Source organism: Affinirhizobium lemnae (assembly GCF_022968395.1).
GTDB lineage: Bacteria > Pseudomonadota > Alphaproteobacteria > Rhizobiales > Rhizobiaceae > Neorhizobium > Neorhizobium lemnae.
Genome location: NZ_JALJQZ010000051.1, coordinates 1 through 18,673, shown reverse-complemented (window position 1 = coordinate 18,673; position 18,673 = coordinate 1). Strand labels below are relative to the sequence as shown.

The 18,673-nt window shown below is 58.2% G+C and carries 16 protein-coding genes, 2 tRNA genes and 1 pseudogene; 9 read left to right on the top strand and 10 right to left on the bottom strand.

Annotation, left to right across the window (positions count from 1 at the left end; genetic code table 11):
* The first annotated feature begins 2 nt into the window (after window positions 1-2).
* Window positions 3-77: transfer RNA gene (locus MUU53_RS20125), tRNA-Glu, on the top strand.
* Between the two features lie 171 nt (window positions 78-248).
* Window positions 249-323 (top strand) — tRNA-Glu (locus MUU53_RS20120).
* A 35-nt stretch (window positions 324-358) separates the two neighbouring features.
* Here the strand turns inward: MUU53_RS20120 and recJ are convergent.
* From recJ to MUU53_RS20095, 5 genes are all read right to left on the bottom strand, one after another.
* A complete protein-coding gene (gene recJ, locus MUU53_RS20115; RefSeq protein WP_247262464.1) occupies window positions 359-2,161 on the bottom strand; it encodes a single-stranded-DNA-specific exonuclease RecJ in 1,803 nt (600 codons plus the stop codon).
* 50 nt (window positions 2,162-2,211) lie between these two features.
* The gene (locus tag MUU53_RS20110) at window positions 2,212-2,424 is read right to left on the bottom strand and encodes a hypothetical protein (RefSeq protein ID WP_247262463.1); all 213 of its coding nucleotides are present in this window, start codon (window positions 2,422-2,424) and stop codon (window positions 2,212-2,214) included.
* Window positions 2,425-2,510: 86 nt separating this feature from the next.
* Window positions 2,511-3,830 carry a homoserine dehydrogenase gene (locus MUU53_RS20105; RefSeq protein ID WP_247262462.1) on the bottom strand — a complete coding sequence of 440 codons (1,320 nt, stop codon included), beginning with the start codon at window positions 3,828-3,830 and terminating at the stop codon, window positions 2,511-2,513.
* A gap of 61 nt (window positions 3,831-3,891) precedes the next feature.
* Window positions 3,892-5,115, bottom strand: a complete 1,224-nt coding sequence (locus tag MUU53_RS20100; protein ID WP_062554605.1) for an LL-diaminopimelate aminotransferase — start codon at window positions 5,113-5,115, stop codon at window positions 3,892-3,894.
* Between the two features lie 101 nt (window positions 5,116-5,216).
* Window positions 5,217-5,615 (bottom strand): SHOCT domain-containing protein, encoded by a 399-nt coding sequence (locus tag MUU53_RS20095; protein ID WP_062554606.1) that lies wholly within the window; start codon window positions 5,613-5,615, stop codon window positions 5,217-5,219.
* 139 nt (window positions 5,616-5,754) lie between these two features.
* On the opposite strand from MUU53_RS20095, the gene MUU53_RS20090 reads away from it, so the two are divergent.
* The 6 genes from MUU53_RS20090 (at window position 5,755) to MUU53_RS20065 (ending at window position 11,749) form a co-directional block, all read left to right on the top strand.
* Entirely contained in the window at window positions 5,755-7,596 is a 1,842-nt protein-coding gene (locus tag MUU53_RS20090; RefSeq protein ID WP_247262461.1) for a PHA/PHB synthase family protein, read from the top strand.
* 11 nt (window positions 7,597-7,607) lie between these two features.
* Entirely contained in the window at window positions 7,608-8,324 is a 717-nt protein-coding gene (sfsA, locus tag MUU53_RS20085) for a DNA/RNA nuclease SfsA (protein WP_247262460.1), read from the top strand.
* Window positions 8,325-8,354: 30 nt separating this feature from the next.
* Window positions 8,355-9,188: a type I methionyl aminopeptidase gene (gene map / locus MUU53_RS20080; protein WP_247262459.1), complete on the top strand. Its 834-nt coding sequence runs from the start codon at window positions 8,355-8,357 to the stop codon at window positions 9,186-9,188.
* Between the two features lie 10 nt (window positions 9,189-9,198).
* Window positions 9,199-9,957, top strand: coding sequence for a JAB domain-containing protein (locus MUU53_RS20075; protein WP_377307181.1), 759 nt, complete (start codon window positions 9,199-9,201; stop codon window positions 9,955-9,957).
* Window positions 9,958-10,076: 119 nt separating this feature from the next.
* The gene (locus MUU53_RS20070; RefSeq protein ID WP_247262458.1) at window positions 10,077-11,318 is read left to right on the top strand and encodes a tyrosine-type recombinase/integrase; all 1,242 of its coding nucleotides are present in this window, start codon (window positions 10,077-10,079) and stop codon (window positions 11,316-11,318) included.
* On the top strand, window positions 11,315-11,749 hold the full coding sequence (locus MUU53_RS20065) for a thermonuclease family protein (RefSeq protein WP_247262457.1): 435 nt from the start codon (window positions 11,315-11,317) through the stop codon (window positions 11,747-11,749). Before MUU53_RS20070 ends, MUU53_RS20065 begins: the two co-directional genes overlap by 4 nt.
* A gap of 30 nt (window positions 11,750-11,779) precedes the next feature.
* Here MUU53_RS20065 and MUU53_RS20060 read toward each other — a convergent pair whose 3' ends face one another.
* From MUU53_RS20060 to MUU53_RS20040, 5 genes are read right to left on the bottom strand one after another with little or no spacing between them, the layout of a single operon-like run.
* Entirely contained in the window at window positions 11,780-12,697 is a 918-nt protein-coding gene (locus MUU53_RS20060; protein ID WP_247262456.1) for a 3'-5' exonuclease, read from the bottom strand.
* 3 nt (window positions 12,698-12,700) lie between these two features.
* On the bottom strand, window positions 12,701-14,527 hold the full coding sequence (locus MUU53_RS20055) for a UvrD-helicase domain-containing protein (RefSeq protein ID WP_247262455.1): 1,827 nt from the start codon (window positions 14,525-14,527) through the stop codon (window positions 12,701-12,703).
* Window positions 14,528-14,536: 9 nt separating this feature from the next.
* Window positions 14,537-16,327: an ATP-dependent nuclease gene (locus MUU53_RS20050; protein WP_247262454.1), complete on the bottom strand. Its 1,791-nt coding sequence runs from the start codon at window positions 16,325-16,327 to the stop codon at window positions 14,537-14,539.
* A gap of 11 nt (window positions 16,328-16,338) precedes the next feature.
* On the bottom strand, window positions 16,339-17,355 hold the full coding sequence (locus MUU53_RS20045; RefSeq protein WP_247262453.1) for a nucleotidyl transferase AbiEii/AbiGii toxin family protein: 1,017 nt from the start codon (window positions 17,353-17,355) through the stop codon (window positions 16,339-16,341).
* Window positions 17,348-17,941 carry a DUF6088 family protein gene (locus MUU53_RS20040; protein WP_247262452.1) on the bottom strand — a complete coding sequence of 198 codons (594 nt, stop codon included), beginning with the start codon at window positions 17,939-17,941 and terminating at the stop codon, window positions 17,348-17,350. The genes MUU53_RS20045 and MUU53_RS20040 overlap by 8 nt, the downstream gene beginning before the upstream one ends.
* Before the next feature lie 235 nt (window positions 17,942-18,176).
* Between MUU53_RS20040 and MUU53_RS20035 the strand changes: the two are divergent.
* Window positions 18,177-18,602 (top strand): annotated as a pseudogene (locus MUU53_RS20035) (ArdC-like ssDNA-binding domain-containing protein); the annotation flags it as partial.
* Between the last annotated feature and the right edge of the window lie 71 nt (window positions 18,603-18,673).

Genomic DNA, 18,673 nt, shown 5'->3' with positions numbered 1-18,673 from the left:
ACGCGCCCTTCGTCTATCGGTTAGGACGCCAGATTTTCATTCTGGAAAGAGGGGTTCGATTCCCCTAGGGCGTGCCACTACCCTTAAAAAAATCCCTTAATTCAGTTAGTTACGTCAGTCGCGTTCATCATGATCGATGTCGTTTCCGCATACGATTTCTATCCGGACTTTTGTGGATTTTATTGCTCTTCGCAGTCATTTTCCACTTGCGTGTCAAATGCTTCGTCCATATAAGGGCGCCACAGCACGCGCCCTTCGTCTATCGGTTAGGACGCCAGATTTTCATTCTGGAAAGAGGGGTTCGATTCCCCTAGGGCGTGCCACCCTCTTCACCTCTTCCATGACAAATGTTTGCTGATCAGGTAGCCTTCGCAGCATCGATGATGCGCAATTGAACTCGCCGGCTTCCCTGCCATTGATCGGCACTCAGGCTACCTGCCACATGCAACTGGCTGCCGCGGGAAGCCAGCAAGAGCTGCCCGAGTGGCGTATCCGCAGACCTAAATGCGATGCCTTCGAGTCGCGAACCGTCCATTGCCTGAAGAGATACCTTCACATGCGATGTTCCAATTTGACGGGAATCGACGATGCGATGGGCGGGAATGGCAAAGATCGGCTGGCTGTGCCCTGATCCGAAAGGCCCAGCCTGCTCCAGTTGATCAATCAGCGCCAGCGTGGCTCCCGAAGCAGCAAGCGCTCCATCGATTTTCAGGACATGATTTGCCACCAATGACGGCACGACATTCTCTGCGACGGCTTCAAAATAAGCGCGCAGTTTGCCGAGATTCTCCTGCTGGACCGTCAGCCCCGCCGCCATGGCGTGACCGCCGCCCTTGACCAGCAAACCTTCCTCCACAGCGCCGCGCACCATTTTCCCCAGGTCGAATCCCGGAATGGACCGTCCAGATCCAGAGCCGCGTCCGGATGCATCAAAGGCGATAGCGAATGCCGGACGCTTGAACTTCTCTTTCAAACGGGCTGCGAGAAGACCGACGATTCCCGGATGCCAGTTCTGGCGAGCGGTGACGATGACGGCGGCGTTTTCGCCTGTCCCGTATTCCGCAATCACCTCGGCCTCGGCCTCCAGCAACATTTCGGCTTCCATGGCTTGGCGTTCACGGTTGAGCTCGTCAAGCCGCGCAGCAATAGCCTCAGCCTCGACACTATCATCCAATGTCAGCAGCCTGCTCCCCAATGCGGCATCACCGATTCGGCCGCCTGCATTGATCCGGGGACCGATTAAAAATCCGAGATGGTAGGGCGTGACTGGCCCCCCGAGCCCGGCCTTGCGGAACAGCGCCGCCAGGCCTGCATTGCCCATGTGGCGCGCGGTAAGCAAGCCTTTCACCACGTATGCGCGGTTCAACCCCTTCAGCGGAACCACGTCGCAAACTGTTGCAAGCGCGACGAGATCCAGAAATCCAAGCAGGTCCAACGACTTTGCTTGCTCATGGCCTCTTTCACGCAAGATGCGCGCGGTCGCGACAAGCACGATAAAAACGACACCGGCCGCACAGAGATGCCCCTGCCCCGACAAATCATCGTTCCGGTTCGGATTGACCAGTGCCAGACAGGGAGGCAGCTGCGGGCCCATCTGATGGTGGTCGATGACAACCACGTCGCAACGTTCTTCAGCGGCGGCGGTCAGGGCGTCGTGGCTCGTCGAGCCGCAATCGACCGTAACAATCAGATCCGCTCCGTCGGTAATCAATTGCCGTATGGCAGTTGGGTTCGGTCCATACCCTTCGAAGATACGATCAGGAATGTAGATATGGTCGTGGATCCCGAAGTGATGGAGAAAGCGCGACAACAAAGCCGAGGACGCTGCGCCGTCCACATCGTAGTCGCCAAAGATTGCGACCTTCTCGCGACGCTCGACGGCGTCAGCAATACGATTTGCCGCCTTCTCGCAATCCACCAGACTGTAAGGCTCCGGCATCAAGCGGCGAATGGTTGGGTCGAGGAATGCCGGAGCTTCGTCCGGCTGCACACCCCGACCGGCGAGCACGCGCGCGATCAGTTCGGGAATGCCGTGGAGCTGCGCAATAGCCAGCGCGCGGTTCTGTGCCGCCTGATCAAGGCGCGAGACCCAACGATTGCCAGTAGCGGATTGTTCAACGCCCAGAAATGCGCGGGAAACTGGATCTGCAGGTTCTAACATCGGCCCGAAACTTTATTGAAATCAGACCGCTTCTACAGCTCCCTGCCCCGTCAATCCAGCGCCATCAAAACCGCACCTGCGCCCAGACAAATGGGCCAGGTTGCCAGTGCAAGCGCTATGCCCCAGTGGTGATCAACCTTCTCGTCGGAGCTGCTATCAAGGGCTGTGTAACCGGTCAGGCTTTCGGAAGCACTGACGCGGACTGATGAGAGATCGGATTCATCGCTGTCATGCTGTCTTCGAAACGAGATTACCTTGGACATCACAAGCGCCTCCCTCACTAGTGAACCTATGAGGGAGTGTAAACCTGTTTAAAGTTGATGGCTATCGGATTAACGGGATAGCCGAATCAGAGAGCCTTCGGCCGCTCAATCCGGATCACCTGCGGCTCACCCGAAAGATAATTCCCACCCTTGATGCCAGCCACTGCCTTGCGAACCGAATCTTCCATTGTGGCATGCGTGACAAGGATGATTGTTTTTGCGTCGGAGGCTGAACCACCGTTCGCGCGCTGTACGATCGATTCCAGTGAAATCCCGTTCTGCGCCATCTGAGTCGCTACGTTGGCAAAAACACCTGCACGATCCAGAACGGTCAGGCGAATGAAGTAACCACCCTCATGGCTCTGCATCTTAGCTTGCTGATAGACTTCCAGAGTTGCCGCAGGCTTTCCGAGAACCGGCACGCGTTGCGCGCCGGGACGGCTTTTAGCGATATCCGCGATATCGCCAAGCACCGCGGACGCAGTCGCATTGCCACCAGCACCCGGACCAACCATGAGCAATTCGCCAAGGATATCGGACTCGATCGCTACGGCGTTGGTTACACCATCGACCTGGGCAATGACTGAGTCATGCGGCACCATGGTCGGATGCACGCGCTGCTCGATACCGCTCTCGGTGCGCTGTGCCACGCCAAGTAATTTGATTCGGTAGCCAAGATCGGCAGCGGCGTGGATGTCTTCGATCGAGATATTCGAGATACCCTCAAGGTAGATTTGATCGGCAGCGATCTGAGTTCCAAAAGCCAGTGTCGTCAGGATCGCCAGCTTGTGCGCAGTATCGTTGCCCTCGATATCGAACGTCGGATCAGCTTCCGCATAACCAAGTCGCTGAGCTTCCTTCAGGCAGGCCTCGAACGAGAGGCCTTCCTTCTCCATCCGTGTCAGGATGTAATTGCAGGTGCCGTTCATGATGCCGTAGATACGGGAAATCGTGTTTCCGGTCAGGGATTCACGCAAAGCCTTGATGACAGGGATACCACCGGCGACTGCTGCCTCGAAGTTGAGCAGCACACCTTTTTCTTCTGCAATCGCGGCAAGTTCCACACCGCAACGCGCAAGCAGCGCCTTGTTCGCGGTCACGACATGCAGGCCGCGGGATAGAGCCGCACGAACGGATCGATCCGCCGCGCCCTCGGCGCCGCCCATAAGCTCAACGAATACGTCGATATCCGCTTTCTCGGCCATTTCTTCAGGGCTGACAAACCACTCCGCGCGAGACAGGTCGACGCCACGGTCGCGTGAACGATCACGCGCCGTAACCGCAGTGATTTCGATGGCACGCCCACACGTTATTGCCAGTTCATTTGAGCGCGTTGTCAAAATGCGCGCAAGCGAAGCGCCAACGGTGCCCAGACCCGCAATACCTATTTTGAGGGCGTCTGCCATATTCAGATTTCCTATTGATGTGGCTCGGGCGGCAGAACGCCGCCCTGTTCTGCGATTGAAATCAACGATGCGCGTTCAGCGAAATTACGTTGTGCAATGTCTCATCCGCCGTGCCGAGGAACCGCTTGATGTTGCGGGCTGCCTGGCGAATGCGATGTTCATTTTCGACAAGCGCAATACGGACATATTCGTCACCGTGTTCGCCAAAACCGATGCCCGGAGCAACCGCGACATCAGCCTTCTCGATCAACAGTTTCGAGAACTCCAGCGAGCCAAGATGACGGAACTTTTCCGGTACCGGCACCCAGGCGAACATGGATGCCGCTGGTGGCGGCACATCCCAGCCAGCACGTCCGAAGCTTTCGACCATGACATCGCGTCGACGCTTGTAGGTTTGACGAACCTCGTCAATGTGCTGGTCGAGATCCGGGTCGTTCAACGCAGCCGTCGCCGCAACCTGGATCGGCGTGAATGCGCCGTAATCGAGATAGGATTTTACGCGCGTCAGGGCGGAAATCAGACGATCATTGCCGACGGCAAAGCCCATGCGCCAGCCGGCCATGGAGAAGGTCTTGGACATGGACGTGAATTCGACTGCGACATCCATCGCACCGGGAACCTGCAGGACCGAAGGCGTTGGCTTCCCATCGAAATAGATTTCAGAATAAGCTAGGTCGGACAGGACGAACACACCGTGCTTCTTCGCGAAGGCGACGACATCCTTGTAGAAGTCGAGTTCGACCACTGTCGCGGTCGGGTTCGACGGATAGCATAGAATCATCGCTATCGGCTTCGGAATCGAGTGGGCAACCGCACGCTCAAGCGCACGGAAGAATTCTTCATTGGGTTCAACCGGGATAGAGCGGATCACACCGCCGACCATCAGGAAGCCGAATGCATGGATCGGATAAGATGGGTTCGGGCACAGTACGACATCACCAGGGGCCGTGATGGCCTGCGCCATGTTGGCAAAGCCTTCCTTCGAACCGAGAGTCGCAACCACCTGCGTATCAGGGTTTAGCTTCACGCCGAAACGGCGGGCGTAATAGGCAGCCTGCGCGCGACGCAGCCCGGGGATGCCCTTTGAAGAAGAGTAGCCGTGCGTGTCTGGTCTCTGAACGGTTTCAATCAGCTTGTCGACGATGAACTGGTTCGTCGGCAAATCGGGATTGCCCATGCCGAGGTCGACGATATCCGCGCCCGCCGCTCGCGCGCTCGCCTTCAAACGGTTCACCTGTTCGAAAACGTAGGGCGGCAGTCTGCGGACTTTATGGAACTCTTCCATAGCGAACCTCGTCAAGGCGTTAAAAAACAGCGCCGCGACGCAAGGCAGTTTGCATCCCGGCACCAAGATGCTTTGATGCGAAAAACGCCCAAAGGCAAGCTTTAATTGGTGGCCGGCGCCGTTGCGCTTGAGGTCTGATCTTCGGAAAGCTTGCGCAACGCGTTGACCCGGCGCTGATATTCAGCCTCGGAAATCGCACCGCGTGCCTTGGCCTTGGCCAGCGAACTCAATTGTGTTTCTGCAGAGGTGTACTGCTGATCATCGATCTGGGTGTTGGCGGCCGTCAAAGGTTTGCCGAACGTTGGATAGGTGCCGGTCGATTTCAGGGTCAGCGACGCAGGCCGCGGCGCGTTCTGGGGGCCAACGACGACGGCAGGAGGTGAGGTGTTGGGGATACCATCGTCCAGCGCAAAACTATTGCAACCGGCAAGGCCCATGGGAATCGCCACGACGCAAACCAGCATCGATAGATGACGAACCAAACCCGCCTGTACAACCATTTCTGCAACCCTGTCTTTCACCTTTGGCTAAGCCCATCCGGGCCGCAATCGCTGGAACTTGTATTCGTTTTCGGGCACAATGTAAAAACCAAAAAGCAGGCTGGAACCCTGATGGGTTCACAAGGGGAGCGATGACACGATGGGGAGCGACGGCCATTATAGCCGTGCGGGGGGAGAATCCGCCGCGTTCGATGCGAAGGCGATGGAGGCCTATCTCGTCAAGGACCCGCAGGCCATGGCGCTGAATCTCGCGCGCGCCGTCGAAAATTTCGGCAAGGCGGCGACAGAATGGATCGGTCCACGCGAACGCGGCGAGGTGATCGACCCGATCGATCCGGTCGCCGAAATGGTCAAGACCCTTTCAAAAGTCATAGAATACTGGATGTCCGAGCCTCAGCGCACGCTCGATGCGCAGTCCCTCCTGCTGTCATCCTACATGGGCATCTGGATGAACACCCTGCAGCGCATTGCGACAGGCGAGGCAGCGGCAGACCCGGACGACATGCCGAAAGACAAGCGATTTTCCGACGAAGACTGGCGCAAGAATCCGTTCTTCTCGCTCATGCGACAGATCTATCAAGTCACCGCGACCTGGGCTGAAAAGCTTGTGGAGAACGCAGACGGACTGGATGAACATACCCAGAAGAAGGCGCTTTTTTACGTCAAACAACTGACCGCCGCGATTTCTCCAGCCAACTTTGCCCTGACCAATCCGGAGGTGTTTCGCCAGACCGTTGCCAGTAACGGTGCCAACCTCGTTCAGGGCATGCGGATTCTCGCGGAAGATGTGGCAGCAGGTCGAGGTGAACTGCGCCTGCGCCAGACGGATCAAAGCAAATTCCGGCTTGGCGAGAATGTGGCCATCACGCCCGGCAAGGTCGTCGCACGCAGCGAGATCTGCGAGATCATCCAGTATCAAGCATCGACGGAAACCGTTCTGAAGCGGCCGCTGCTGATCGTTCCGCCGTGGATCAACAAGTTCTACATCCTCGACCTTGGCCCGGAGAAAAGCTTCATCAAATGGTGCGTGGACCAGGGCCATACGGTTTTCGTCGTGTCCTGGGTGAACCCGGAAGAGCGTCATGCGCGGCTCGCCTGGGAAGATTATATCCGCGATGGCATCGATTTCGGGCTCAAGACGATTGAGGATGCGACCGGCGAGAAGGAAGTGAATGCTATCGGTTATTGCGTCGGTGGCACCCTGCTTGCCGCCGCGCTGGCGCAACATGCCAAGGCCCGGAACAGGCGCATTCGTTCGGTCACGTTCTTCACGACACAGGTGGATTTCACCCATGCCGGAGAGTTGAAGGTCTTCGTGGATAACGAGCAGATCGAAGCACTCGAACAGCAGATGAACACGACCGGTTATCTTGCAGGATCGAAGATGGCGGCTGCCTTCAACATGCTGCGCGCTTCGGAATTGATCTGGCCCTATGTCGTTTCAAACTACCTGAAGGGGCAGGAGCCGACAGCCTTCGACCTGTTGTACTGGAACTCCGATTCAACCCGCATGACGGCGGCCAACCACGCCTTCTATCTGCGAAACTGCTATCTGGAGAACAGGTTGAGCAAGGGCGAAATGGTACTTGGCGGCAAGAAGATTACGCTCGGAGACGTCAAAATCCCGGTCTACAGCCTCGCTGCGAAGGAAGATCACATTGCACCGGCCCGTTCCGTTTTTCTTGGATGCCAGTTCTTCGGCGGCGACGTGACGTTCGTGCTGAGCGGCTCAGGCCATATTGCAGGTGTCGTCAACCCGCCGGCCAAGCACAAGTACCAGTACTGGACGAATGGACCGGTGGAAGGTTCGCTGGATCACTGGATGCAGACGGCCACGGAAACGGCTGGATCCTGGTGGCCACACTGGCAACAATGGATCGAGAAGCAGAGCGACAAGCGCGTGACCGCCCGGGTTCCCGGCGGAAGCAAGCTTCAACCCTTGTGCGATGCGCCCGGCACCTATGTCAGGGTGCGGAGCTAGCTCATTCGCACATGAAGTTTTCAACGCCTCTCGTCCCGGCGCGGTTGATCCGCCGCTACAAACGTTTTCTGTTCGACGCGGAGTTAGCCGATGGTGAGGTCATTACAGGCTCCTGCCCCAATACCGGCTCCATGCGCGGACTGACGACGCCCGGTTCGGAAATCTGGTTGTCTCTGCACGACAGCCCTACCCGCAAATACTGCCACATGCTGGAGCTGGTCCGCGCGGATGGCACACTTGTTGGCATCAACACCGCAATGCCGAACCGGATCGCAGAAGAAGCGGTACTCGGCGGGTTGTTCCCGGCACTGTCCGCCACGGCAGTCCTCAAGCGGGAGCAGCGTTACGGCGTCAATTCCCGCATCGACATTTTGCTGCGGGAAGAAGGCAAGCCGGACGCCTACATCGAGGTCAAGAATGTGCATTTCATGCGCCGACCCGGGCTTGCGGAATTTCCCGATTCGGTCACGGAACGCGGGGCCAAGCACCTCAATGAGCTGGTATCCGTCGTCCAATCCGGCCATCGCGGGGTCATGCTTTACGTCGTCCAAAGGAACGATTGCGCGAGCCTCAGAATTTGCGACGATCTGGACCCGAAGTATGGGGCTGCATTCCGGGAGGCGCGGCGTCACGGAGTAGAAGCCTATGCGCTGAGTTGCGCGATTTCCCCTCAAGGAATTTTTGCCGAAAGGTTGATCCCGATAGACGAAAGCGAGCAGCCTGATTAAAACCGTTGCGAGCGAGACGAAAGTGAATCCATGGTTACCTATATCGACGCAGCATCAGCGCCAAAGAAGAACACGGGCGCAATTCGGCTGTATGACACCGCAACGGACTTCGACGGCATGCGCAAGGCTTGTCAGCTGACAGCGCTATGCCTTGATGAGCTGGCATCAATCGTGAAGCCTGGCGTCACGACGAACGAAATCGACCGCTTCGTCTTCGAGTTCGGAGCAGATCATGGCGCCCTGCCCGCAACGCTGAATTATCGCGGTTACAAATACTCCGTCTGTACGTCGATCAATCACGTCGTCTGCCATGGCATGCCGGAAGACAAGCCACTGCGCGAGGGCGATATAGTCAACATCGACGTGACCTATATCGTGGATGGCTGGCATGGCGATTCCAGCCGCATGTATCCAGTCGGTCAGGTGAAGCGCGCCGCCGAGCGCCTGATGGAGGTGACCTACGAATGCCTGATGCGCGGCATTTCCGTCGTTCGACCCGGTGTGCGCACCGGTGCCATTGGCGAAGCGATCCAGACATTCGCCGAGGCAGAACGCTGCTCTGTGGTCCGGGATTTCTGTGGCCACGGCGTAGGCCGGCTGTTTCACGACAGCCCGAACATTCTTCATTATGGTCGCGCGGACGAAGGTCCGGAACTGCGCGAAGGCATGATTTTCACCATTGAGCCCATGATCAACCTGGGCAAGCCGCATGTGAAGGTTCTTTCCGACGGCTGGACAGCCGTAACGCGTGATCGTTCGCTGTCTGCCCAATATGAACATGCAGTTGGCGTCACTGCGACAGGCTGCGAAATCTTTACCCTCTCGCCTGGCGGGTTGGATCGTCCGGGGCTGCCGCCTCTGTGAAAGGGAATCGATGACGCAATCTTCCGTGCCTCCATCCACGCAGCAGGGTTTCCCGGAAACTGAGGAGGAAACGAACGATCTGTTCGTGGATGAGCGAAGCTTCTTCGCGGAACAGGCACAAAAGGCAGCCGGTCTGAAACGCTCTGCCCCATTTGGCAAGGAAGATGATAAGTCGGCTCACTATCATGGTCATCGAGAACGGCTGCGGGCCAGATATCGGGAGAATGGCGATACCGCACTTGCCGATTACGAGATCCTTGAACTGCTGCTGTTCCGGTTGATACCACGACGGGACACCAAGCCGATTGCCAAGGCGCTGATTGACCGCTTCGGGAATCTGGCCGGTGTGTTCGGCGCATCAGTCCAGCTTCTTCAAGAGGTGAAGGGTGTGGGCGAAGCGGTTGCGCTGGATCTGAAGCTCATCGCCTCTGTCGGTCAGCGCATTCTGAAAAGCGAGTTGCGCGACAAGCAGGTGCTGGGTTCCTGGTCCTCCGTGATTGATTACTGCCATGCCGCCATGGCCTACGAATCGCGAGAGCAGTTCCGCATTCTGTTTCTCGACAAGCGCAACACATTGATAGCCGACGAAATACAGGGACGAGGTACGGTGGACCACACGCCCGTCTATCCTCGCGAGGTGGTGCGTCGGGCGCTGGAACTGTCGGCCACGGCCATCATCCTTGTCCACAACCATCCCACTTGGCCTTTTAAATCACGCTCAATCACGCACCATCACACTGAAACACAACACATTTTTAGCTTGTCGTAGAGTCGGTCACTGTGGCATATTGGGGTCGGTTTTAAGGGGATCGAAGCCCTTTTTGCCCCCAGTCGCCGACCCCACGAACCCGTCGAGCGACCCCAGTTGGAAGCCGACGGAGAACCCCAATGCCAAGCCTTACAGATGGAGAAATTCGCCGCGCCCTGAAGCAGGTGGAAACGACCGGCAAGCAGCTTACCTTGGTCGACGGCGAGGGTCACGGGACCGGCCGCCTGATCCTCGTCATGAAGCCCATGCCGACCCGCGTGACTGCGGACTGGATGGCTCAGCAATGGCGCGACGCTAAGCGCCTCAAGAAGAAACTCGGATCCTATCCGTCGATGCCCCTTAGCAAGGCGCGCGAATTATTTAATCGCGACTTCGCTGACATGATCCAGAAAGGCCGAAGCATAAAAATAGCAGGCGACACGCGACCGGGGACGGTTGCGGATCTGTTCGAGGCTTATGTAGCCCATCTAAAGGAGGGCGGGAAATCGTCCTGGAAGGAAGCTGAAAAGGGCCTCAACAAAATCGCCGATACACTCGGCCGAAACCGCCCGGCCCGCGACATCGAGCCGGATGAGATCACAGCGATCATTCGACCAATATATGAGCGCGGCAAACGTTCAATGGCCGATCATGTACGCAGCTATATTCGATCCGCTTTCAGCTGGGGCTTGAAATCCGAGCACGACTATCGGTCAACCGCCGCGCGTCGCTTCCGTCTGACCTACAATCCCGCTGCGGGCATACCAACAGAACCCAAGACAATTGGTACGCGCTGGTTGAGCGAGGACGAGTTCGTTCGCCTCTATCGCTGGCTAGAATGCCCCGACACCCCAGTTCATCCCTCCTATGCACGCGCCGTTCAGATTATCATGTTGACCGGCCAACGAGTCGAGGAAATCGCTCGCCTGCATGTCGATCAATGGGACGCCAAGGAACGGATCATCGACTGGACTAAGACCAAGAATCTTCAGCCGCACGCTGTTCCAGTGCCCTCGCTGGCCGCTGAGCTGATACAATCGATCATCCCAAATGAGTACGGCTGGTTTTTCCCGTCTGCCAAAGACCCCTCAAAGCCCGTCAGCCATGGCACGCTCTACAGCTTCATCTGGCGCCAGCGAGATCGCGGCGTGATCCCCCACGCGACCAACCGCGACCTTCGTCGCACGTTCAAAACCTTGGCCGGCAAGGCTGGCATTCCCAAGGAAATCCGCGACCGCCTCCAAAACCACGCCTTACAGGATGTCAGCTCCAAGCATTACGACCGCTGGAACTACATGGTTGAGAAGCGCGCTGGCATGGCCAAATGGGACAAGTTCGTCCGCGCCATGCTCGCCAAAAAGCGGTTGAAGGCAGCAGCATGAACCATAAACGTCTCGAAATCGGGTTGGCAATGCTCACCGTACTGGCTACAGCGACCATCGCCAAAGCCGATCCCTGCAAGGCCATTCCAGATCGTGGTCCAATGCCGTCCTATCTACACCGCGGCGCGCACTTCTCCGGTCCCGTGGTATATGTCGGTGACGGCGACTCGTTGTGCGTGGCTGTCGGCCAAGGGCCAGCCAACTGGGTGGAGATCCGGCTGGAGGATTTCTACGCACCCGAACTCCACTCTCCCTCCGGCCCCGCAGCCAAAGCCGCGCTGGAACGCATCGCGATGGGCCGGAATGCAGAGTGCATCGCCAATCATCAGTCATATGACCGGGTGGTCGCCACCTGCCGGATCGGCGGACGCTCCATCGGCGATATGCTGAGAGCCGCCGGAATCGTTGAAGGCGGCAACGGGTACAAGTAGGGCAAGCGTTAGCATGGCCTTTGGCGGCGTTCATATGCGGTCTGAAAACCGATCATATGCGTCGATCCGCCGGATCGGAAGATTGACGTCATATCGATAGATCTCCGTTCTCAAGAACCTCAGCTCCGTCTCACGTTGAGTTTCGGGAACGTCGATATACCAAGCGCGCGGCTGTGGGCCAGGACCGCCGTTCCAACGGTAGCCCCTCGCCTTGAGGACATCTTTGAGATCGAAAGGCGAGTTCTCCGCCCATATGCGCCACGTAACTGTGCGAGCGCTGTCCAGAAGTTGGTTAAGACCTGTAACCCCTGATTGGGGCAACCGCATCGCCAGCAGTTCAATCGTCGCAAGGCAGTCATTCATCGCTCGGTGGCGTTCATAGAAGAAACCAACGGCCTGTGCGAGATAGGCCAGCTTTGAGCCTTCGAAACCTTCCGCCGCCCAATCGATCTGGCTGAACGAACAGGCCCAAGGCTTCGTCGAGAACACGTCGCTGAAACGTTCAAGGAAGCGGCGATCGAAGGCGGCGTTGTGCGCGATGACCAGTGAAGCCGGCGCCGCGAATGTGGCCACCACGGCGGGATCGATGATCTGGCCGACCACCATTTCATTCGTGATCCCTGTGATCGCGGTGATTTCGGGGGCGATAGGCTCGCTCGGCTGACGCAGCCCTTGGAAGCTGTCACCCACGCTGAAAACTGTGCCATCCAAGCCGTAGTTGAACGGCGTCATCGCGAGTTCGATGATCTCGTCGCGGTGAGGGTCGAGCCCCGTCGTCTCTACATCGACCACCAAGCCAAGGCGCAGCGGCGTGCCTGGCGGCGGAATGATGCGAGGGCGCGGCTTGAGACGCCGGATGACCCGGTAATCGCCTGTGGCCTCCAGCGTCTGCGCTAGGGTCTCCAGATGGTCAGAAGATATCGCGCTACACTTCATGTCCAGCGGCATGGGTCACGCCGCTCCAGGTCTGAGCAAAACACAGACGTCATCCCTAGGTGTCATGATCGTCGTGCGTTCCTTTGCACGCGTTACGCTGACCCGAAAATTCTGACGCGCCTGTGTCATCAGCCCGTCGTGGACGTTGCCGGAAACGATCCGATCTGGATTAGCCACGATTTCGCCCTTGAACCGTTTTGGCCATCCTTCAAAGATCACAACCTCGTCGAATTGCTTTCCCTTCGCCTTGTGCATGTTCATCACCACGATGCCGGATTCCGGTTTCTGGGCTGTTGCGAAATGCTCCTGAACAAACGACTGGCGGGTGATCGCAAGGGCGTTGCCATAGCCGCCGATGTCGCGCCAATCCTGAGCCAAGCCCCGACGGAGCTGCATGCCTCGCTCAAGCAGGCGCACGTTGCGGACATCCTTTGCGACATCCTTCAGTCGATGACAGGCCCCAGCATCCAACACGCCGCGCACCATGACCCAATCGGCATCTGGATCACCTGAGAATGTCAAAGCAGCAACTGCCTGATGGACGGAGTAGGTCCCCTTCAAGACGCTGTTCCCCGGTGTCGGCCGTCCTGTTGCCAGGCAATCGTTCCACTTGGCCAGTGCCGCGCGAAAGCGCGCAGCCTCGTCCATGTCTCCCTTGGTCGGCGCCGCGCCGCCTCGTCCGTGGAAATAGCTGCACATCAACTCGACAAATTCATCGAAACATCCGTCATGCCGACGTTGCTGGAGCAGGAAGGCGATGATCTCGGCGGCTAGGAGTGGGCCTTCCATGTCGACGGCGGCCGTATGTGAAATCGGCGGGACATTGCCGAATGGCTCGCGCAGAATATCCGACACCATCCGGGTCATTTTCTTGGTCGGCACGAGTATCGCCAATGACCAATCGGTGCGGCCGGTCTCGATCAACCGCTTCCGGGCTTGCAACACCTGACCGACTAGGGAGGCATAAGCCTGGTTAGGGTTCGACTCGAACAGCGTGCATCCAATCCCTTTGTAGTCATTCTGACGAAATTTTCCCGTCAGAATGTCGTTCCCGAATAGGGCAATCTCGGTCCCCTTGCTCCGATGGTTGTCACCGGCAAGATCGTGGATCGTGGGCGCGAAAGCCGCCTTAAAGTGGTTCAACCTTTCCGGATCGGCGCCGATGAAATCGAAGATGCGCTGCTCCGGATCGGCAAGAGCAATCAAAGTGCTGTTGGTGCCGAGCGCCTGGACGACTCGCCATTGATCTGCGCTAGTGTCCTGAAACTCATCCAAGACTATGTACGGATACATCGTCGAGATGAGCGCTCGGACCTTATCTGAGCCCTGCAATAGGGTTGCCACACGGCCTGCAAACAGGTCGAAACAGACCTTCCCTTCTTCGATCGCCAGCCTGACGCGCTCCGCTTCCTCCTTTGCGCGCTTTTCAGCCTTTTCCTCATCCGACAAATTCTTGGCCACCTTGTAGCCGCTTCGAACCGTTGACAACGCAATCGCCTCATTCGGTGGCGTTAGGATTGTCATTCGTCGCGGAAAGCCGACAAGGTAGCCGTGCGTTTTGAGGATGCGCCAGAAGAACGAATGGTAGGTATCGACCTCGATGTGTCGCCTCTCCTCTCGCGTGATTGCGCTTTCTTCGTCGATCGCCTCCAGCACACGCGAAACGGTAGCACGCGCGAAGCTGAGAAAAAGGATGCGCTGTCCTGGCTTCAATTTCTCCCGGGAGATCTTAGCCGCTTTGAGGATAGATACGGTCGTCTTCCCCGAACCGGGACCGCCGGTAACGAGTTGATGTCCACCGGCTTGTAAAACTTCCTTCTGCGTTTCGGTTAGGTCGACCATCGCAAACTCCTATCCGAGAAGGTCCGCGAATAGATCGTCGTCATCAGCCGCCGGCGGCGGCGGATCACACAGCTCTTTCAGCTTAACGCAGGCATTGCATAGCCATGGCGGTATCTCAGCCTCGGAACACTGCGCTAAGAATTCAGCTATTCCCCAATTCCCTTTCGACCAGCCAAAATATTCCTTAATCGCCGCAGAAGCTTGAGCCCTCGGATCAGGGTATTTCACGAGTAGGTGTTGTGGCCAATCAAGCTGATCGGCAAACCGCTCCAGGGCAGCTTGGGTGGTATTCTTGAGGATCAGATCCTCAATACCCTTCTCGTCATGCATGAACAGGTGTTCCACCTGGGCTTCTATGGCCATCTTAGCGGCATCAGTCTGCTTGTCGCATAACGCAAAGGTCCGTTTCCCGAGGCTTTTGTACAGCGCTCCAAGGTCGGCGATCTGGGTCTCGCTCCCAGCGTCGATCACACAGACGCCCAAGGCTTCCAAAGACGCATAGGTAGCCGGGTTAAGTTCTGCCAGTCGCCGCGCAACTACTGGGAAGGAAGTCGCCTCCGTAGCGCCTTCGGCGATGAGAACCCGGCGCGAAAGGAGCCCTTCGCAAAACCGGGTTCGGAAATCCTGCCGATAACGCTTGTGCTTGATGCTCTCCGGCAACTCGATTTTGGATTGGCTCAGTTGGCCATCGTCCGATCGCGCAAGGATGACGGTTTCATCGAGGCTGAACTCTTCGAGCACATAAGGCGAGTGTGACGTGAAGAGCGACTGCGCCGACAGTTTGCGGAGTTCATGGACAATCCGCTTCTGTGCGTATGGTGGAATCGCCGTTTCAGCTTCCTCCATAGCAAAAATGACATTCTGCTTGTCCTCGGCGATCTGTGAGAGCATCGCGAGCACCAGCATGTTAATCGTCCCTGTTCCCTGCCGAAAGAAGGGAGCGGCATGATCGCCCGCACCAGTGGCGATGAACGCGGTGATGACCTTGCGCAAATGCTCGCGCGTCAGGTTCGACACCTTCAGGTGTGGCTTAACTCCCCATTCGCGCGGAACGTATTTCTTTAGCGATTTATCAATGCTCTCGAGTACCCCCGAGATGCCGATGGCCGGGTCGCTTGCGACATCGAAGGCAGCGAGCGTTCCAATCGTCCCTTCCCACATCTGCGGTCGGATTTCCTTCAGCCGTAGGATGATGTCCAACAGGCTGCCGTGTTCCAAGCTGAGTGCCCGAGACCCGGTCCTCAGCGAACGCAGGAAAAGAAAGCCGCAATGCTGCTTATCCTTCTTCGAAAACGACGCAGGCGTATCATCCTCCGAAAGGCTGCGCGTGAAATAGCTATTGCCGACGAAATCGTCCTCATCGGGATCGTATTCGCCGACGAATGTGACGCGCAGCGCCGCCTTGATCTCAGCAGCATCAACCCCGGCCGGGTTCGCCTCCTGGTAAAAGTTTCCGGTAGCCGTATTCAGCCACTCGACGTTGGCTCCAAATCGCGCCTCCTGCTCCGGCGACAGATTGGTGATCGTCACCTCGACCGTGATTTTTGGCGCGGGGCCTGGCTCAGCACCTTCCTGAGTCTCTGGGTTCGGTACGGGAAGATAGCGGCCCTGATAGAAATCATGCTCATCCACGGGTGGCCGCCGGCTAAGCCGATCTGGCCCCAAGGCGAGATCGATCGCCTCGAATACCGACGATTTGCCCGTATTGTTGTCGCCGATCAGCACGGCGTGATCAGGCAGCACCAGTTTGGCCGACCGGATTCCGCGAAAGTTCTCGACCGCTACCGAGTATATCTTCACCGCCCGCCCCTCTATGCACCCACTCGATTGGCCCGCATTGCCATGTCAGCGCATCGCGCCATGAGCGCTTCGAACGGCTCCGCGTCATCGAAGAGCAGCCCATCCTCGACCATGCGGGCATAGTCGTCCTCCAGCGCCTTCGCGCCATCGCCGGCGGGCACGAGTTGTAAACCGCCGTTGACAGCGGCTGCATAGTCGATTGCCGTGCGGTCGGCGGCCTTTTCCGCGAAGAACATCGATTTGTGGCGGGCGACAGCGTTGGCCAAGGCGCGATCGGCGAAAGCGGCATCGGCGAAGCCGGCTTCATCCAACCGGACAACATCGTGCCAGTGTCGCGCAAAACGATCTCCGCGCAGCCTTTCCTGGAGGCAGAAGACGTGGATCGCCGTCGCCTTCTCCCAGAAGGTCCGCTCGGCGTGCATGACGCGCGGTCGTGCCGTAGGGAATACCAGCCCATCGATAAGGCCGGCCGCGTCACAAACGACGTCGCGCAGGCTGGCTGGTTCTCCTGTCGACCGGGCGCCGAACTCCAGCATGACGCTGGGCGCGACATAGCCAGACCCGGTCGCGGTCGCCTCGTAGTCTATAAAGAGCTTGTCGTCCTCGACGCGAACGGCTGCCGCCAATCCTTCGGCGGCAAGCGCATTTGCGATCACCGGCTGTACGGCATCCGCAACCCATGCCGGCAACCGCTTGCGGACCTCGCTCGACCAGCGCTTTTCTTCGCTTCGCGTTTTCGGCAGTCCTTCGCCATTGTCCCCGACCAGATCGGGTGCGATCGCCCGAATGTCATAGGTCAGATCCACGTCCTCAGAAAACCGGCGGATGACCTGATAGGCTTTCGACAGCGAAGTGCCACCCTTGAAAACCAGATGTTCCCCGATAGGCGCTTCGTAGAGTGTCGCCAGCGCCCACACCACCCACGCATCCTTTTCGAGAAGATGGGCAGGACGACCCGAACGGTCGGCGACGACGCCCAGCACATCACGTCGATCCTCGTTTGAAAGCTGGAGAAAGATGTCAGCCATAGGCCACCTTTCCGACACTTTGCGCAAGCCATGTTGGAAGTTGCGGTGCTGCGGCAACCAATTCCCCAAACACGCCGGGCGGCATCTTCCGCTTCAATGCCGCCAGCGCGGCTTCCGCCCTTTCGGGGCCGAGCCAAGCCAGTGCCCGCACGGCCTCCCCTGCCGGGCGATTCGCCAAGGCCAATTGCCAGCGCGGTGCATGCCGCAATTCCACGACCTGCTTGCCCAGGTGCATTTTCCGGCTGCGCCCGGACGTCAGATAGACAGAGCGGACAGGCACCTGCGTCGTCAAGCCAAGGGCGTTCGCCGCAGCAGCGCCGTTCGAGACGATGATCTCTCCTTTTTGGCTGGCAAGAGCCTCGACTGCCTGCTCGACGGAAGGGGCACGCGTACCGAACCGACTGGCTATGGGACGCAGATAGACGCCACGACCAGCACGGATAAGTTGCCCGCGCTCGGCCAGGCGCGACAATGCCTGATCCACGGCCGCCCGGTTTCCGAGGTGAAGCAGACCCTTAGCAGACAAGGGGGCGCCTTCGGGCAATCCCGTTGCATGGGCCAGAATTTGTTCGGTCAGTCGTGTCATTGTCTTTCTCCTGTCGGAAATATACGCAAGTTTCTGACAGTTTTCAAGGAAGCCCTTGGGAATGCAGTTTGATATGGGGGGAAGGCATTCCCCTGCTGCCGAGCCCAGGTCTCGGCCGACCCCTTCTGCGGGGAGAACCCCGCAACACCCCCGAGAGTGAGAGTGCGGACGGGTTTTTCCGTGACGGGTTGATGGCCGGAGAAGAGGTTTCCGGCGCCCGTCGCGGAGATCCGCGATGTCCAGAAGAACCGCCCCCACTCGCGCCGGCCATGACCGGGCGAGCCTCTACGACGAAATCACCAACAAGATCATCGGCGAACTGGAAGCCGGGCGCGTGCCATGGGTCCAACCCTGGGGCACCGTCGCGGCCAAGGCCCCCCTCGCCATGCCGAGGAACGCTACCACCGGCCGGCAATATTCAGGGATTAATGTGCTGATCCTCTGGGGCGCGGTGATCCAGCACGGATTTCCCGGCCAGAGCTGGCTGACTTTCCGCCAGGCCCTGTCACTCGGGGGCAATGTCCGCAGGGGCGAACGCGGCACGACCGTCGTCTATGCCGATCGCTTCACCCCGGAGGACGAAAAGCGCCGCGCCCGCGAGACCGGCGAGGAAGCGTCCGCAATCCCGTTCCTCAAGCGCTTCACGGTGTTCAATGGTGCGCCGTAACGGCGAAAGTATGGGAGTGTCACGATGAGTGAATGAGCTTGCTGGGATAGCTCATGCCTGCCGAA

Excerpts from the sequence above, each read along its gene's own strand:
- MUU53_RS20075 (WP_377307181.1), top strand. The coding sequence starts at position 9,199 with ATGACGCAATCTTCCGTGCCTCCATCCACGCAGCAGGGTTTCCCGGAA.
- MUU53_RS20095 (WP_062554606.1), bottom strand. The coding sequence starts at position 5,615 with ATGGTTGTACAGGCGGGTTTGGTTCGTCATCTATCGATGCTGGTTTGC.
- MUU53_RS20100 (WP_062554605.1), bottom strand. The coding sequence starts at position 5,115 with ATGGAAGAGTTCCATAAAGTCCGCAGACTGCCGCCCTACGTTTTCGAA.
- MUU53_RS20040 (WP_247262452.1), bottom strand. The coding sequence starts at position 17,941 with ATGACACGACTGACCGAACAAATTCTGGCCCATGCAACGGGATTGCCC.
- MUU53_RS20045 (WP_247262453.1), bottom strand. The coding sequence starts at position 17,355 with ATGGCTGACATCTTTCTCCAGCTTTCAAACGAGGATCGACGTGATGTG.
- MUU53_RS20105 (WP_247262462.1), bottom strand. The coding sequence starts at position 3,830 with ATGGCAGACGCCCTCAAAATAGGTATTGCGGGTCTGGGCACCGTTGGC.
- map (WP_247262459.1), top strand. The coding sequence starts at position 8,355 with ATGGTTACCTATATCGACGCAGCATCAGCGCCAAAGAAGAACACGGGC.
- MUU53_RS20110 (WP_247262463.1), bottom strand. The coding sequence starts at position 2,424 with ATGTCCAAGGTAATCTCGTTTCGAAGACAGCATGACAGCGATGAATCC.
- sfsA (WP_247262460.1), top strand. The coding sequence starts at position 7,608 with ATGAAGTTTTCAACGCCTCTCGTCCCGGCGCGGTTGATCCGCCGCTAC.
- MUU53_RS20055 (WP_247262455.1), bottom strand. The coding sequence starts at position 14,527 with ATGGTCGACCTAACCGAAACGCAGAAGGAAGTTTTACAAGCCGGTGGA.
- MUU53_RS20070 (WP_247262458.1), top strand. The coding sequence starts at position 10,077 with ATGCCAAGCCTTACAGATGGAGAAATTCGCCGCGCCCTGAAGCAGGTG.
- MUU53_RS20060 (WP_247262456.1), bottom strand. The coding sequence starts at position 12,697 with ATGCCGCTGGACATGAAGTGTAGCGCGATATCTTCTGACCATCTGGAG.
- recJ (WP_247262464.1), bottom strand. The coding sequence starts at position 2,161 with ATGTTAGAACCTGCAGATCCAGTTTCCCGCGCATTTCTGGGCGTTGAA.
- MUU53_RS20065 (WP_247262457.1), top strand. The coding sequence starts at position 11,315 with ATGAACCATAAACGTCTCGAAATCGGGTTGGCAATGCTCACCGTACTG.
- MUU53_RS20090 (WP_247262461.1), top strand. The coding sequence starts at position 5,755 with ATGGGGAGCGACGGCCATTATAGCCGTGCGGGGGGAGAATCCGCCGCG.